11 protein-coding genes and 2 pseudogenes are annotated in these 15,109 nt (G+C 66.7%); 4 read left to right on the top strand and 9 right to left on the bottom strand.

The window, feature by feature from the left end:
- The 4 genes from AC2VOP_RS12985 to AC2VOP_RS13000 form a co-directional block, all read left to right on the top strand.
- Positions 1 to 773: extracellular solute-binding protein (locus AC2VOP_RS12985; protein WP_486961353.1), on the top strand; the 773-nt coding region annotated here is incomplete at its 5' end.
- A gap of 70 nt (positions 774 to 843) precedes the next feature.
- The gene (locus AC2VOP_RS12990; RefSeq protein WP_486961354.1) at positions 844 to 1,731 is read left to right on the top strand and encodes a carbohydrate ABC transporter permease; all 888 of its coding nucleotides are present in this window, start codon (positions 844 to 846) and stop codon (positions 1,729 to 1,731) included.
- A gap of 7 nt (positions 1,732 to 1,738) precedes the next feature.
- On the top strand, positions 1,739 to 2,563 hold the full coding sequence (locus tag AC2VOP_RS12995; RefSeq protein WP_486961355.1) for a carbohydrate ABC transporter permease: 825 nt from the start codon (positions 1,739 to 1,741) through the stop codon (positions 2,561 to 2,563).
- 14 nt (positions 2,564 to 2,577) lie between these two features.
- Positions 2,578 to 3,648: an ABC transporter ATP-binding protein gene (locus AC2VOP_RS13000; protein WP_486961356.1), complete on the top strand. Its 1,071-nt coding sequence runs from the start codon at positions 2,578 to 2,580 to the stop codon at positions 3,646 to 3,648.
- 113 nt (positions 3,649 to 3,761) lie between these two features.
- Here AC2VOP_RS13000 and AC2VOP_RS13005 read toward each other — a convergent pair whose 3' ends face one another.
- The 9 genes and pseudogenes from AC2VOP_RS13005 to AC2VOP_RS13045 all read right to left on the bottom strand — a co-directional run.
- Positions 3,762 to 4,814, bottom strand: coding sequence for a tellurite resistance/C4-dicarboxylate transporter family protein (locus tag AC2VOP_RS13005; protein ID WP_486961357.1), 1,053 nt, complete (start codon positions 4,812 to 4,814; stop codon positions 3,762 to 3,764).
- Between the two features lie 13 nt (positions 4,815 to 4,827).
- Complete coding sequence (narI, locus tag AC2VOP_RS13010) at positions 4,828 to 5,577, bottom strand: respiratory nitrate reductase subunit gamma (RefSeq protein WP_486961358.1); 750 nt, start codon at positions 5,575 to 5,577, stop codon at positions 4,828 to 4,830.
- Positions 5,565 to 6,218 (bottom strand): nitrate reductase molybdenum cofactor assembly chaperone, encoded by a 654-nt coding sequence (gene narJ, locus AC2VOP_RS13015; RefSeq protein ID WP_486961359.1) that lies wholly within the window; start codon positions 6,216 to 6,218, stop codon positions 5,565 to 5,567. The genes narI and narJ overlap by 13 nt, the downstream gene beginning before the upstream one ends.
- Positions 6,218 to 6,286 (bottom strand): annotated as a pseudogene (locus AC2VOP_RS13020) (16S rRNA (guanine(966)-N(2))-methyltransferase RsmD); the annotation flags it as partial. The pseudogene AC2VOP_RS13020 and the gene narJ, both read right to left, overlap by 1 nt.
- A gap of 5 nt (positions 6,287 to 6,291) precedes the next feature.
- On the bottom strand, positions 6,292 to 7,935 hold the full coding sequence (gene narH / locus AC2VOP_RS13025; protein WP_486961360.1) for a nitrate reductase subunit beta: 1,644 nt from the start codon (positions 7,933 to 7,935) through the stop codon (positions 6,292 to 6,294).
- Entirely contained in the window at positions 7,935 to 11,648 is a 3,714-nt protein-coding gene (locus AC2VOP_RS13030; RefSeq protein WP_486961361.1) for a nitrate reductase subunit alpha, read from the bottom strand. Before AC2VOP_RS13030 ends, narH begins: the two co-directional genes overlap by 1 nt.
- A 288-nt stretch (positions 11,649 to 11,936) precedes the next feature.
- A pseudogene (locus AC2VOP_RS13035) lies at positions 11,937 to 12,056 on the bottom strand (carboxymuconolactone decarboxylase family protein); the annotation flags it as partial.
- Between the two features lie 66 nt (positions 12,057 to 12,122).
- Complete coding sequence (locus tag AC2VOP_RS13040; protein WP_486961362.1) at positions 12,123 to 12,449, bottom strand: carboxymuconolactone decarboxylase family protein; 327 nt, start codon at positions 12,447 to 12,449, stop codon at positions 12,123 to 12,125.
- An 8-nt stretch (positions 12,450 to 12,457) separates the two neighbouring features.
- A partial coding sequence (locus tag AC2VOP_RS13045) for an aconitate hydratase (protein ID WP_486961363.1) occupies positions 12,458 to 15,109 on the bottom strand: 2,652 nt, incomplete at its 5' end.

Genomic DNA, 15,109 nt, shown 5'->3' on the forward strand with positions numbered 1-15,109 from the left:
CCGCCGCGGCGCTCACCCGGCGCAACAAGGCCGGCCGAGTCACCCAGTGGGGCTTCGTCGACACCTGGGCGCCGTCCTACTCGGCCGGGTTGTTCGGCATGAACAACGGCATCCCGTGGTCCACCCCGCGAATGAACCCGACGCACCTCAACTTCGGTGACGACAAGTTCGTCGACGGCGTCCAGTTCTACGCCGACCTCGCCAACGTGCACCGGGTGGCCCCGGTTGCGTCGGACACCCAGTCGATGTCCACGATGAACCTGTTCGCGCTGGGCAAGGCGGCGATGGCGCTGGGCGGGCATTGGCGTTTCCAGACGTTCGCCCGGGCCGACGGTCTGGATTTCGACGTCACGGTGTTGCCGACCGGCCCGGAAGAACTCCGCGGCGGCGGTGCCGCCCGCTCCGATATCGGCACCACAGGGCTGGCCATCGCCGCCAGCAGCCGCCGCAAGGAGCAGGCATGGGAGTTCGTGAAGTTCGCGGCCGGCCGGGCCGGGCAGGCGTTGATCGGACAGTCGGGGCTGTTCGTGCCGGTGCTGAGGTCGGCGGTCGACTCGCCCGGTTTCGCCGCCGCGCATCCTGGTGTCGATAATCTGGCGGTGCTGACCGAAGGGCCAGCCCATTCGGAAGGGTTGCCGATTACCCCGGCCTGGCAGAAAGTCAACGCGTTGATGGACCGCGCTTTCGGGCCTGTGCTGCGCGGACACCGGCCCGCCAGTTCGCTGAAGACCAGACTGGCGACGCAGGTCGACGAGGTACTGGCCAACCCGTGAGCGCGTCGGCGAGATGCGGAGCGGAGCGACGAGGTGGGGGCACCTCCCGCTTGCGGGGGAGAGCGGCGCCATGACAGCGACCGGGCGGCGCGCGCGGGCGGGACGGTTGTTCGTCGCGCCGAACCTGGCCGCGGTCGCAGTGTTCATGGTGTTCCCGCTGGGGTTCTCGTTGTACATGAGTGTGCAGCGGTGGGATCTGTTCACGCCGCCGAAGTTCGTCGGCTGGGCGAACTTTCGCGACCTTTTCACCACCGACCCGCTGTTTGGCATCGCGGTGCGCAACACGGTGGTTTTCACCCTCGGCACGCTGATTCCGACCGTGGTGATCAGCTTGGCGGTGGCCGGGGTGCTCAATCTGAAACTCAAGGGGATCGGCGTATTCCGGACCGTCGTCTTCCTTCCGCTGGCGGTGTCCGCGGTGGTGATGGCGGTGGTGTGGCAGTTCGTGTTCAACACCGACAACGGACTGCTCAACATCATGCTCGGCTGGGTCGGCATCCCCGCGGTGCCGTGGCTGATCGAACCGCACTGGGCGATGGTCTCGCTGTGTTTGGTCAGCGTGTGGCAGAGCGTGCCGTTCGCCACCGTGATTCTGCTGGCCGCCATGCAGGGCGTCCCGGACACCCTGCACGAGGCGGCCCGCATCGACGGCGCTGGCCAGATCCGCCGGTTCGTCTGGATCACCGTGCCGATGATCCGCGGTGCGCTGTCATTTGTGGTGGTGATCTCGGTCATCAAGGCATTCCAGGCGTTCGACTTGGTCTACGTCCTCACCGGCAGCAACGGCGGACCCGAGACCGCCACCTACGTGCTGGGCATCATGGTGTTCCAGCAGGCCTTTGCTTTCCTGGACTTCGGCTACGCATCGGCGCTGGCGTGGGCGATGTTCGCGGTGCTGCTGGTGCTGACTGCGCTTCAGCTGCGGCTGTCGCGTCGGAATGCGTTGGGGCAGTGGTGAAACCGTGATGAAGGGGAGCATCGCGAGGCTGCTGAGCGCTTACGCCGCACTCGGCGTCGTCGCCGCGTGCGCGTTGTTCCCGATCCTCTGGGCGCTGTCCGGGTCGCTGAAAAAGCTAGCCGAGGTGAGCCAGCCCACGCTGCTTCCCGCTCACCCGCAGTGGTCGAACTACGCCGACGTGTTCACCCGGATGCCGTTTCTGCGGATGTTCTTCAACACCGTGCTCTACGCCGGGTGCGTGACGGCCGGGCAGGTGTTCTTCTGCTCCCTGGCCGGTTACGCGTTCGCCCGGCTGCCGTTCACCGGCCGCGACGCGCTGTTCGTCGGATACCTGGCCACGCTGATGGTGCCGCTGACGGTCACGGTGATCCCGCAGTTCATCGTGATGCGGGTCTTCGGGTGGACCGACACCATGTGGGCGATGATCGTGCCGGGGCTGTTCGGCAGCGCGTTCGGCACCTACCTGATGCGGCAGTTCTTCGCCACCCTGCCGATCGACCTGGAGGAGGCCGCCATTTTGGACGGGTGTTCGCCGTGGCAGATCTACTGGCGAATCCTGCTGCCGCACGCCACACCCGCAGTCATGGTGCTTGCCGTGTTGACCTGGGTCAACGTCTGGAATGACTTCCTGTGGCCGCTGCTGATGATTCAGCGTCGAAGCATCGCCACCCTTACCCTCGGACTGGTGTGGATGCAAGGCCAATACGTTGCCGAATGGCCGGTGCTGATGGCGGCGTCGATGCTGATCCTGGTGCCGCTGGTGGCCATCTACGCCGTCGCGCAGCGCGCCTTCATCAGCGGTATTGCGTCCACCGGATTCGGCGGACGGTAAACGAGGCCGGCACAGTGGCATCGGTGACCTTCGAACAGGCGACCCGGCGATATCCCGGCAGTGACCGCCCGGCGCTGGATCGGCTGGACCTGGCCGTCGACGACGGCGAGTTCGTCGTCCTGGTCGGGCCGTCCGGGTGCGGCAAGACGACGACACTGCGGATGCTGGCCGGGCTCGAGCCGGTCGACACCGGGCGAATCCGCATCGGTGGGCGCGACGTCACCGACGCCGACCCCAAGGACCGAGACGTCGCCATGGTGTTCCAGAACTACGCCCTGTATCCGCACATGAGCGTGGCGCAGAACATGGGCTTCGCGTTGAAAGTCGCCAAGACACCCAAGGCCGAGATCCGGCAGCGGGTGGCTGATGCCGCGCGACTGCTGGACCTGCAGCCCTACCTGGACCGCAGACCGAAAGATCTCTCCGGCGGGCAACGCCAGCGGGTCGCTATGGGCCGGGCGATTGTGCGGCGCCCGCAGGTGTTCCTGATGGACGAGCCGCTGTCGAACCTCGACGCCAAGCTGCGGGTGCAAACCCGTAACCAGATCGCGGAGCTGCAGCGCCGGCTGGGCACCACCACCGTCTACGTCACCCACGACCAGGTCGAGGCGATGACGATGGGTGATCGGGTCGCAGTACTCTGCGACGGGCTGCTGCAACAGTTCGCGGCGCCGCGTGAGCTGTACCGTAACCCGGCAAATGTGTTCGTCGCCGGGTTCATCGGCTCGCCGGCGATGAACCTGTTCACCCTTCCAGTGCTTGACGGTTCGGTGGCGCTGGGTGACTACGTTATCCCGGTCAGTCGCGAAATCGCCGGTGCCGGCAGCGATCTGGTGCTCGGCGTGCGGCCGGAACACTTTCAAGTGTGCGATTGCGGAGTCGACATAGAGGTGGACGTCGTCGAGGAACTTGGTGCCGACGCCTACCTGTACGGCCGAATCGCGCGCTCCGACAGCACACCACCACAATCCGTCATCGCCCGGGTGGCGGGCGGTTATCCCGCTCGGCGCGGCAGCCGGCTGCGGTTGCACCCCGAAAGAGAGCATCTGCATTTCTTCGCCGCCGACGGCCGGTGTATCGGCTAGGGCGCACCGGCTAGGGCAAACCGGCTAGCACCGCGGCCGAGCGTGCGCAAAATACGCCCTCGCCACGGCGTGTCATACGGGGACACGCACCCTCGTGCGGGTGGCTCACGCCCTCAGGTGCTGGTATCGACGCCCAAGAAGCCCAGGGTGCGCACCAGGTGGTGCAGCATCCCCAGAAACGTCACGGCCCACGCGGCCAATGCGATCCAGCTTTCGTATGCGCCGATGTGGTAGACGATCGGCAGCCGGTCGGCGTGCCCCAGGGTGGTCCCGCCCACCCCGTACATGCCGAGCGGGAAGATCATGCTCCACAGCGGGGCTTCGTAGCGCAACGGGATTCTGTGCACCACATGCCGCCAGACGCCGGCGGCGAGCAAAGGTGGGATCAGCCAGCTGCCGAAGGCCCAGAACACCACCGACGTCCCGGCGACCAGACCGCGAGTGGCGTTGACCATCGGCGCTTGGGCCATCTCCACGATGCGGGCACCCGCGACAACCGTGATCGCGGTGGCGCCCATCGACACCCAGTACTGCGGGGTGAGTTCCTCGGGCTGCAGCGGATAGAGCAGCAGGCGCGCAGCGACGAAGATTCCGGCGGCGCCGTAGAGGAACACTCCGATCGCCCAGGAGGTCACCGCGAGCAGTGCCAGGATTGGCCGCCAAGGCTCCGCCGTGTCCGGCTCCAGCACCGCGGCCAGCACCGCAACCGACTGGCTGGCCACCACCCAGATGAACCAGGTTCCGTTTGCCCGCTGCAACACCGGCCGTTCCGCGGGGCCCCGCACCGCGGTCCAGGGCACCAGGGAACCGAGCACCAGCCAGACCAGCCAGCCAACCATCAGCAGGCCGAACGCGACGGCGTTGTGACCGTCGATGACCAGCCTGGTGCCCAGCACGTTGGTCGCCGCGACGAAGGTGAACAGCCCGAAGGCGCGGCCGGAATCGGACAGGTCAGCCCTGAACTCCTTATGGTAGAAGATGATTCGCGCTGCCGAGACAATCAGCAAGATGATGTAGGCCACGGCGGTCACCCACAGCAGCAACGCCGAGAGGTGCTTCGCCGGGTGGTTCATGGCGACCGACACGATGCCGGTCGCCATCACCAGCGCGAAGTAGCCCGGGTTGAGCGTTCGCACCGCTTGCCGGACGCCCGCGGATTGCTCCACGGTCAACTGGTTATCAGTACGGGACACCGATTTTGCGCCACTTCCGCCCACCGGTACCAGGCTCTTTGGGGCGCAGCGCGATCCGGCTGCGAATAACGATGTAGGGACGCCACAGGTACCACAGCGGGAAGCTCCACGCGTGCACCAACCGGCTGAACGGCCAGACAAGGAAGATTGCCCAGGCCGCGACGGCGTGTATCTGATACATCAGCGGGGCTCCCACGATCGCGTGGACGTTCGGGTGCAAGGCAAACAGGCTGCGGAACCACACCCCGACCGTGCTGCGGTACTCGTAGTGCGTGGGGTCTTCGATCCCCAGGGTCAGGTAGATGCCCAGGATCACGATGATGCCGAGCAGGATCAGCGCCAGATAGTCCACGGCGCTGGTGGTGGCCCGCACCCGCGGCACGGTGGCGCGGCGCAGCAGCAGAATTCCGCCGCCGATCAGCACCCCGATCGCGGCGGCCGACCCCGCGATGGCAGAGAGCTTCTGGTAGAAGCTCTCCGGGATACCGAGCCAATCGGTGAACGCCTTCGGGACCAGGATGCCCAGCACATGCCCGGCGATCGCGGCGAAGGTGGCGTAGTGAAACAGCGGAGAGCCCCACTTGAGCAACCGGCGCTCCTGCAACTGGGTGGAGCGGCTGGTCCAGCCGAACTGGTCATAGCGCCATCGCCAGATATGGCCGACGACGAAGACGACGATCGCGGCATACGGCAGGATCACCCACCACCACAGGTGCCAGGTGGTTATGTGTGGCATCGATCGCCTCCCGCTTCTCCAGGGATATAGCCGGCCCCGTACCCGGACAGATAATCAGGGGGCGCGAAGGGCTCCAGGCCCACGTCCTCGGCGGGCGGGCCGGCCTTCCACGCATGACGAACCTGACCGAGTTCCCGCTTTCCGAGTTTGGGTAGCGCCGCGGTCACCGCAGTGACCACCTCCACATACGGCGACTCGGCCCTCACCAGGCCGCGGCGCAGCAGTTCGAGATCGGTGCGGTGGCTGCACAGCAGCCGCTCGCCTTTCGGACACAGTGCGGCGAAATCCAGCACGATGGGCAGGTAGTCGGGCAACTCGTCCTCGGCCACCACGAAGCCGGCATCGCGGTAGGCCGATTTGAAGACCACCATCGCCATGCCGCGCTTGCGGGTGTCGCCGTAGCGGTAGTAGGTCAGATACAGCGCGCAGCGCCGGCGCAGATCGAAGGTGTGGACGTAGTGCTGTGCGACCTCGGTCGACGGCGTGTCGCGCAGCCAGCCCAGGAAACGCTGAAAGGAGTCCCGGGCGGGCTTCGGACCGGTCGTCGCGGCGAATCGGTCGAGTTCGCCCAGCCCGTCGAAGAGCGCCGCGGTCGGATACTGCAGCAGCACCGAGGCGAGTTTGACCGTCGCCGTGTTCATCAGCGCCGCTCCTCCTCATCGCTTCGTCCCCCGCAAGCGGGAGGTACCCCCACTGCATCGTCGCCGGCGCAGTTCACGCGGGCCCGCTCGACGGAAACATGCCCGGGGCGGGATCTCTGCCGTTCCAGTTGAGCAGGTTGAACCGCGGCGGACGACGATCGGTAGCGGCTGGCTGCGTAGGGGCGGGGGACTGGTAGTGCGGCGGGTGATAAGACCCGACACCGTGCGGCCCGCTTGGCCCCATGCCACCCATCCCGGGGCCGCCGTCGGTGTCGAGGCTGCAGAACAGTTGTTCGTGCTGGCCCATCAGCCGCCCCGCCTCCTCAGCGTGCGCGGGCGGAATCACATAGCGCTCTTCGTATTTGGCGATGGCCAGCAGCCGGTAGAGGTCTTCGAGATCGTCGACGTCGGCGCCCACGCTGGCCGGCAGGTCCTCGCTGACGTCGAGGCCCAGCTGTGCGGCGCGCTGAATGCTCCGCACCGCAGCGAGTTTGCGCAGCACAGACCGGATCACTGCGGAGTCGCCGGCGGTGAACAGGTTGGCCAGGTAGTCGATCGGGATGCGCAGCGAGTCGATGGTGGCGAACACGTTGTCGGGGTTTTCCGCGTCGTAACCGGCCGCGTTGACGACGTCGGCCACCGGCGACAGCGGCGGGATGTACCAGACCATCGGCAGCGTGCGGTACTCCGGGTGCAGCGGCAACGCCACCCGGTGTCGCACCGCCAGTTCGTAGCAGGGCGAACGTTTCGCCGCCTCGACCCAGTCGTGGGGGATACCGTCGCGTTCGGCGGCGGCCTGCACCTGCGGGTCGTGCGGGTCGAGGAACACCCCCAGCTGTGCCTCGTAGAGGTCTTGGGTGTCGGGTGTGGCAGCCGCGTCGAGCACCTTGTCGGCGTCGTAGAGGAACAGGCCCAGGTAGCGCAGCCGGCCCACACAGGTTTCCGAACAGATCGTCGGCAACCCCTGCTCGACACGCGGGTAGCAGAACGTACACTTCTCGGCCTTGCCGGTGCGGTGGTTGAAGTACACCTTCTTGTACGGGCAACCGGACACGCAGAACCGCCAGCCCCGGCACCTGTCCTGGTCGACCAGCACGATGCCGTCCTCGGCGCGCTTGTACAGCGCGCCCGATGGGCACGACGCCACACAGGACGGGTTGAGACAGTGCTCGCAGATGCGCGGCAGGTAGAACATGAACACCTGCTCGAACTCCATCTTCACCTGTTGTTCGAGCCCGGCCAGGTTGGGGTCGTCGACGGCGAGCTCCGGTGCGCCTGCCAGGTCGTCGTCGAAGTTGCTGCCCCAGTTGACCTTCATGTCGTATCCGGTCAGCGCGGAGATGGAATGCGCGGCGGGGTTCGGGGTGCCCAGCGGCGCGTCGATGACGGTCTGGTAGTCATAAGTCCACGGGTCACCGTAGTCGTCGATGCTAGGTAGGTCCGGGTTGTAGAAGATCGACATCAGCTTGCGCACCCGGCCGCCGGCCATGAGTTGCAACCGGCCCTTGCGGTCCAGAGTCCAACCGCCATGCCATTTTTCTTGATCCTCATAGCGTTTCGGGTAACCGATGCCCGGTTTGGTTTCGACGTTGTTGAAGTAGACGTACTCGGTGCCCGGGCGGTTGGTCCACACCTGCTTGCAGGTGACCGTGCAGGTGTGGCAACCGATGCACTTGTCGAGGTTCATCACCATCGCGACGTTGACCATCACCCGCATCAGTACTGCACCTCCTGCGAACGACGGCGGATCACGGTGATCTCGTCGCGCTGGCTTCCGGTGGGGCCGTAATAGTTGAACCCATACGACAGCTGCGCGCGGCCGCCAGCCATATGGGTCGGCTTGATCACCAACCGGGTGAGTGCGTTGTCGCCGCCGCCGTGCAATCTGGACACCTCGGTGATCGGCGTCATCAGGTGCCGGTCCATGGCGTGGTACATGAACACCGTGCCTTTGGGCATCCGGTGCGTGACAACGGCGCGGCAGGCCACCGCACCGTTGCGGTTGTAGGACTCGATCCAATCGTTGTCGGCCACCCCGATCGTGGCCGCGTCTTCCGGGCTCATCCAGATCACCGGTCCGCCGCGGAACAGCCGCAACATGTGCAGGTTGTCCTGGTACTCGGAGTGGATCGACCACTTCGAGTGCGGGGTGAGGTAGCGCACCGTGATCTCCGGCCGGCCGTCCTCGCCCAGGCCCTGCTCACCGAAGTGCCGGGCGTAGTTCAGTGGCGGACGGTAAACCGGCAGCCACTCGCCGTACTCGGCGAACCAGTCGTGGTCGAGGAAGAAATGCATCCGGCCTGTCAGCGTGTGCCAGGGCTTCTTGCGCTCCACGTTGACCACGAACGGCGAGTAGCGCCGACCGCCCTTCTCGCTGCCCGACCACTCCGGCGAAGTCATCACCGCCCGCGGCTGAATCTGGGTGTCTTCGAAGGTGATTCGCTCGCCAGCGCGTTCCTCGGCCAGGTCGGCCAGCTTCACCCCGGTGCGCTCCTCCAGCGCCTGCCAGCCCTGCATGGCGACCGCGCCGTTGGTGGTGCCCGACAGTGCCAGGATCGCATCGGCCATGTAGATGTCGCGGGCCAGCGACGGCCGACCGTTTGCGGCCCCGCCGCGCACGATGCCGTTGTTCCGGGCCAGAAAGTCCACGGCAGCAACTGGTTTCCAACTGATGCTTTTCACGGAAGTGCCGACATTTTCTACCAGGGGACCGAGCGCGGCCATCTTGTCGGCGACCGCGGTGTAGTCGCGTTCGATCGTCACCAGCTTCGGCATGGTCACCCCGGGCACCGGCTCGCACTCACGGCGCCGCCAATCGGCCACACCGCCGGGCTGGGCCAACTCGTCGGCGGTGTCGTGCATCAGCGGGGCGGCGATCACGTCGGTGCGAGTGCCCAGGTGCTGGCAAGCCAGCCGGGAGAAGTCGCGGGCAATGCTGGTGAACGCGTCAAAGTCGGTGCGTGCCTCCCATGGCGGGGCGATGGCCGGGTTGAACGAGTGCACGAACGGGTGCATATCGGTAGTCGAGAGGTCGTGCTTCTCATACCAGGTGGCCGCCGGCAACACGATGTCGGAATACGTGCAGGTGGACGTCATTTTGAAGTCGATGGTCACGGCCAGATCCAACTTGCCCTGTGGTGCCTCGTCGCGCCAGCGCACCTCCGCGGGCCGCAGGTGCTGCGGCGTCTCGTCGGCGCGCACCGCGTTTTCGGCGCCGAGCAGGTGGCGCATGAAGTACTCCATGCCCTTGCCTGAGGATCCCAACAGGTTGGACCGCCACACCGTGAGCACCCGCGGGAAGTTCACCGGGTTGTCCGGGTCCTCCCCGGCGAAATGCAGCCGGTCGGCCTTGAGTTCATCGACCACGTAGTCGGCGACGGGCTTACCGGCCTCGGCAGCCGCGTCGGTCAGATCCAGCGGATTGCGGTCGAAGGTCGGAAACGACGGCGTCCAGCCCAGCCGCGAGGCCTGCGCCAGCGCGTCGACCATCGCCTTGCCCCGGAAGATGCCGCGGCCCAGTGGGCTGGCCAGCTCGTCGGCGCCGAACTGCTCGTAGCGCCACTGGTCGGTGTGCAGGTAGAAAAACGACGTGCCGGTCATCTGCCGGGCCGGGCGCTGCCAGTCCAGCCCGAACGCGACCTGCTGCCACCCGACGAATGGCCGTATCTTCTCCTGCCCGGTGTAGTGCGCCCAGCCGCCGCCGTTGACGCCTTGACAACCGCAGAGCATGGTCAGCGTGAAGAAAGTGCGGTAGATCTGATCAGAGTGAAACCAGTGGTTGGTGCCCGAGCCCATCGTGATCATCGAGCGGCCGCCCGAAAGCTCGGCGTTGCGGGCGAACTCGCGACCCACCCGGGCCGCAGCGGCGGCCGGCACGGAGGTGATCGCCTCCTGCCACGCCGGCGTGTAGGGCTGGCCGGCATCGTCGTACCCGGTCGGCCACTGGCCCGGCAGCCCATCGCGATAAACCGCGTAATGCGCCATCAGTAGGTCGAACACCGTCGTCACCACATGTTCACCTAGGCGCATCACCGGAACGCCGCGGCGGATCGCGGACCCGCCCTCAGTGTCACCGACGTCGAAACGAGGCAAATCCACCGCGACGGCGTCCGCGCTGCGGCCGTACAGCGTCAGCATCGGATCGATGTCACCGAGTTCGAGGTTCCATCTGCCCTTGCCGGCGTCCCTGAAGTGATCGGCCAGGGTGCCGTTGGGAACCACCGGTTCCCCGGTGGCCGAGTCCAGCAGCACGGTGCGGTGCGCGGCGTCGTCAACCGGCTGGCCCTGTGGGCCTAAGTCGGCGGCGGTGAGGAACCGGTCGGGCACATACCCGTCTTCGCGCTTGCGCAGGGTGACCAGGAACGGCAGGTCGGTGTAGGTCTTGACGTAGGACTGGAAATACGGCACCTGCCGGTCCCGGAAGAACTCGGTCAGCACCACATGTCCCATCGCCATCGCGAGCGCGCCGTCGGTGCCGGGCGCGCAGGCCAGCCAGTCGTCGGCGAACTTGGTGTGATCGGAGTAGTCCGGACTGACCACCACGACCTTCTGGCCGCGGTAGCGGGCCTCGACCATGAAGTGCGCGTCGGGGGTGCGGGTGATCGGCAGGTTAGTGCCCCAGATGATCAGGTAGGCGGCGTTCCACCAGTCGCCGGACTCCGGCACGTCGGTCTGGTCGCCGAAGACCTGCGGCGACGCGCATGGCATGTCGGAGTACCAGTCATAGAAGGACAGGACCGTCCCGCCGATCATCGACAGGAACCGGGTGCCCGCGGCATAGGAGACCGGCGACATCGCCGGGATCGGCGAAAAGCCCACCACCCGGTCCGGCCCGTATTCCTTGACGGTGTGCACGTGCGCGGCGGCGATCAGCTCACTGACTTCGTCCCACGTCGCACGCAGGAAGCCGCCCTGGCCGCGCGCCGACTTGTAGCGCGCCGCCCGCTGGGGATCACCGGTGATCTCCGCCCACGCGGTCACCGGGTCACCGAGCCGGGCTCGTGCCTCTCGCCACATCGCCAGCAGCGGTTCCCGGATGTAGGGGTAGCGCACCCGTGCCGGGGAATAGGTGTACCAGGAAAACGACGCCCCCCGTGGACACCCGCGCGGCTCGTACTCGGGGCTGTCCGGACCCACCGACGGGTAGTCGGTGGCCTGGGTCTCCCAGGCGATGATGCCCTCTTTGACGTAGACCATCCACGAACACGAGCCGGTGCAATTCACCCCGTGGGTGGAACGCACCACCTTGCCGTGCCGCCAGCGCTGCCGGTAGAACTCCTCAGCCGCCCGGCCGCCCTGGCGGTGCACCTCGCGATGATCCGGTGAGGGCGTGCCCGGGGTGAAGAATTGCGCCCGGCGCAGCAGCAATTCCACCGGTTCTCCGCCCGGCAGCAACGGTGCCAGCGACGCTCCTGATGTGGCTGTTGTCATCGGCGTCATGGAAACCCACCGTTCTTTCGCGTGCCGTCACGCAACGCACTCGGCGATCCGCAGCGATCCAGAGGACCCAGAGTGGCCAGGCTCGACGACCGTCGCGGGTTCTAGTGGCGGCCCCCGGAAGTCTTGATCACATTGGTTGCACCGAACGCATTGTTTCGGTATACCACCGAGTTGGGTTCGGTAAAGGTGAATCGGCCGATAATTGCCGATCTCGATGGTCGACAGCCTACCGACGGAGCGCCGCGCTCAGGACGCAGCGGAAACGTCGGGAAGGGGCGGCTTCCCGCGCTTGTGAGCGTCGCGGTCGTGCATGTCCAGGCAGCACGCACACCCGTTGAGCTGAGACGCGCGGATCTTGACCAGTTCCGGGATCCAGCTCGCTGTGCCGGACATAGACATCCATCCCCGGCACGGCCTGCTGGGCTTTCGGATCCAGGCGCTGGTGCCCTTCACCCGCGGTCCCGCCTATTTCGAGAGTTCTTCGATGGCGAGGGTGGAGTGCGCCATCGCGGCGCCCGAGCGCATCTCGGCGGCGACCCAGACGGCTTCCATGATCTCCTCGTCGCTGCAACCTTTGCTGCGGGCCACCTTGGTGTGTCCGCGAATGCAGTACGGGCACTGGGTGGTGTGGGCGACCCCGACGGCGATAAGCTGCTTGGTCTTCTCCGACAGCGCGCCCTCGGCGAATGCGGCTTGGCTGAACGCTTCCCACGCGTCGAGGATCTTCGGCGCCAACTCCCTGCGGCGCTTGTTGATCTCCGGAGTCATTGAGTGGAACATGGTTTCAGCCATCGCTGCCCTTACCTTTCTTGGTGCGTGTTCGGTCCGTCACGATTGCTGAGCAGCTTCCGCAACACGTACTGCATGATGCCGCCGTGCCGGTAGTAGTCGGCTTCACCGGGCGTGTCGATGCGTACCACCGCGTCGAACTCGGTATCGCCGGCCCGCACCTGCACGGTGCGCGGGATCCCGTCGCCCAGCGCGGTCACACCGGTGATGTCGAAGGTCTCCTCACCGGTCAGCCCGAGGCTGTCGGCGGTCTGCCCCGTGGGGAACTGCAGCGGCAGCACCCCCATCCCGATCAGATTGGACCGGTGGATCCGCTCGTAGGATTCGGCGAGCACAGCGTGCACCCCGAGCAGCGCGGTGCCCTTGGCCGCCCAATCCCGAGACGAGCCGGACCCGTACTCCTTGCCGGCCAGGATCACCAGCGGGATGCCCGCCGCGATGTAGTTCACCGACGCGTCGTAGATGGTGGTCACCGGCGCTTCGCCGCCTTGGGCGGCTTGGGTGAAGTCCCGGGTGAACCCGCCCTCGGTGCCCGGTGCCAGCTCGTTGCGCAACCGGACGTTGGCGAACGTGCCGCGGATCATCACCTCGTGGTTGCCGCGCCGTGAGCCGTAGGAGTTGAAGTCCTTGCGCTCGATACCGTGTTCGGAGAGGTATTTTCCGGCGGGCGAGTCGAACCGGATCGACCCGGCCGGGCTGATGTGGTCGGTGGTGACCGAGTCGCCCAGCTTGGCCAGCACCCGCGCTCCGGTGATGTCGGCGACCGGCTGGGGTTGCGGGGTCATGCCGTCGAAGTACGGCGGCTGACGCACATAGGTGGAGTCGGGGTTCCAGGAGAAGGTGTCACTGTCGGGGACCGGCAGGCTGCGCCAGCGCTCGTCGCCGGTGAACACGTCGGCGTAGCTGTTGGTGAACATCTCGGCCTGCAGGCAGTCGCTGACGATGGCGTCGATCTCGGCTGCTGTCGGCCAGATGTCGCGCAGGTACACCGGTTGGCCGTCGCTGCCGGTGCCGATCGGATCGTGCAGCAGGTTGACGCGCAGGGTGCCGGCCAGCGCATAGGCCACCACCAGGGGAGGGGATGCCAGGAAATTCATCCGGGCCTCCGGGTGGATGCGGCCCTCGAAGTTGCGGTTGCCGGAAAGCACCGAACAGATGGTCAGATCGTTGTCGACGGCGGCCTTGCTCACCTCCGGGATCAGCGGTCCGGAGTTGCCGATGCAGGTGGTGCAGCCGTAGCCGACCAGGTTGAAGCCGAGCTTGTCCAGATACGGCGTCAAGCCGGCCCGGTCGTAGTAGTCGGTGACCACTCGCGACCCGGGGGCAAGCGTGGTCTTCACCCACGGCTTGCGTGACAGGCCCTTCTCCACTGCCTTCTTGGCCAGCAATGCGGCACCCACCATCACCGAAGGGTTGGAGGTGTTGGTGCAGGAGGTGATCGCGGCGATCACCACGTGCCCGTTGTCGACTTCGGTGCGGGTGCCGTCGGCCAGGTCGACGGCGACGGCCGCCGACGGCCACTGGTGCTCGTCGCCGTCGCAGCACGGGGTGCGCGGTTTGTCGCCGGCGCGGTCCTGGCTGAACGCGACCGGGTCGCTGGCCGGGAAGGACTCCGCGGACGCCTCGTCCAGTCCGGCCAGCGCCTCCGCGGTGGTCTTGGCGCCGTTGAGCAACCCGGCCACCGCGTGCGGGGCAGCACGCAGCGGGATGCGGTCCTGCGGGCGCTTCGGCCCGGCGATCGACGGTTCGATGGAGCCCAGATCCAGTTCGAGGGTCTGCGAGTATTTCGGCTCGTGCTCGGGGTCGTGCCACAGGCCCTGCTCTTTGGCGTAGGCCTCCACCAGCTTGATCCGGTGTGCGGGGCGGCCGGTCAGCCGCAGGTAGTCCAGTGTGACGGCGTCGATGGGGAAGATCGCGCAGGTGGCTCCGTACTCCGGGCTCATGTTGCCGATGGTGGCGCGGTTGGCCAGCGGCACGTTGGCCACCCCGGGCCCGAAGAACTCGACGAACTTGCCGACCACCCCAGTGCGCCGCAGCAGTTCGGCGACGGTCAGCACCAGGTCGGTGGCGGTGGTGCCGGCCGGCAGCTCACCGGAGAGTTTCAGGCCGACGACCGGCGGGATCAGCATGCTCATCGGCTGCCCGAGCATGGCCGCCTCGGCTTCGATGCCGCCAACACCCCAGCCCAGCACACCGAGGCCGTTGACCATCGGGGTGTGCGAGTCGGTGCCAACCAGGGTGTCCGGGTAGGCCATCGGTCCCTGACCGTCTGGGCCGCCGTCGCGGGTGAACACCACCCGGGCCAGATACTCCAGGTTGACCTGGTGGCAGATCCCGGTGTCCGGCGGCACCACGGCAAAGTCGTCGAACGCCTGCTGCGCCCAGCGCAGCAGCTGGTAGCGCTCGGAGTTGCGCTCGAACTCCAGCTCGGCATTGATCGTGAAGGCATCCGCGCGGCCGAAGACGTCGGCGATCACCGAGTGGTCGATCACCAGCTCGGTGGGGCACAGCGGGTTGATCCGTTTCGTGTCGCCACCCAGAGCGGCGATGGCATCGCGCATCGCGACCAGGTCGACCACGCACGGAACTCCGGTGAAGTCCTGCATCAGCACCCGCGCGGGGGTGTAGGCGATCTCCCGGCCGTGCTCGGCGGCCGGGTCCCA

The sequence above is a fragment of the Mycobacterium sp. TH-M106 genome (genome assembly GCF_057473765.1).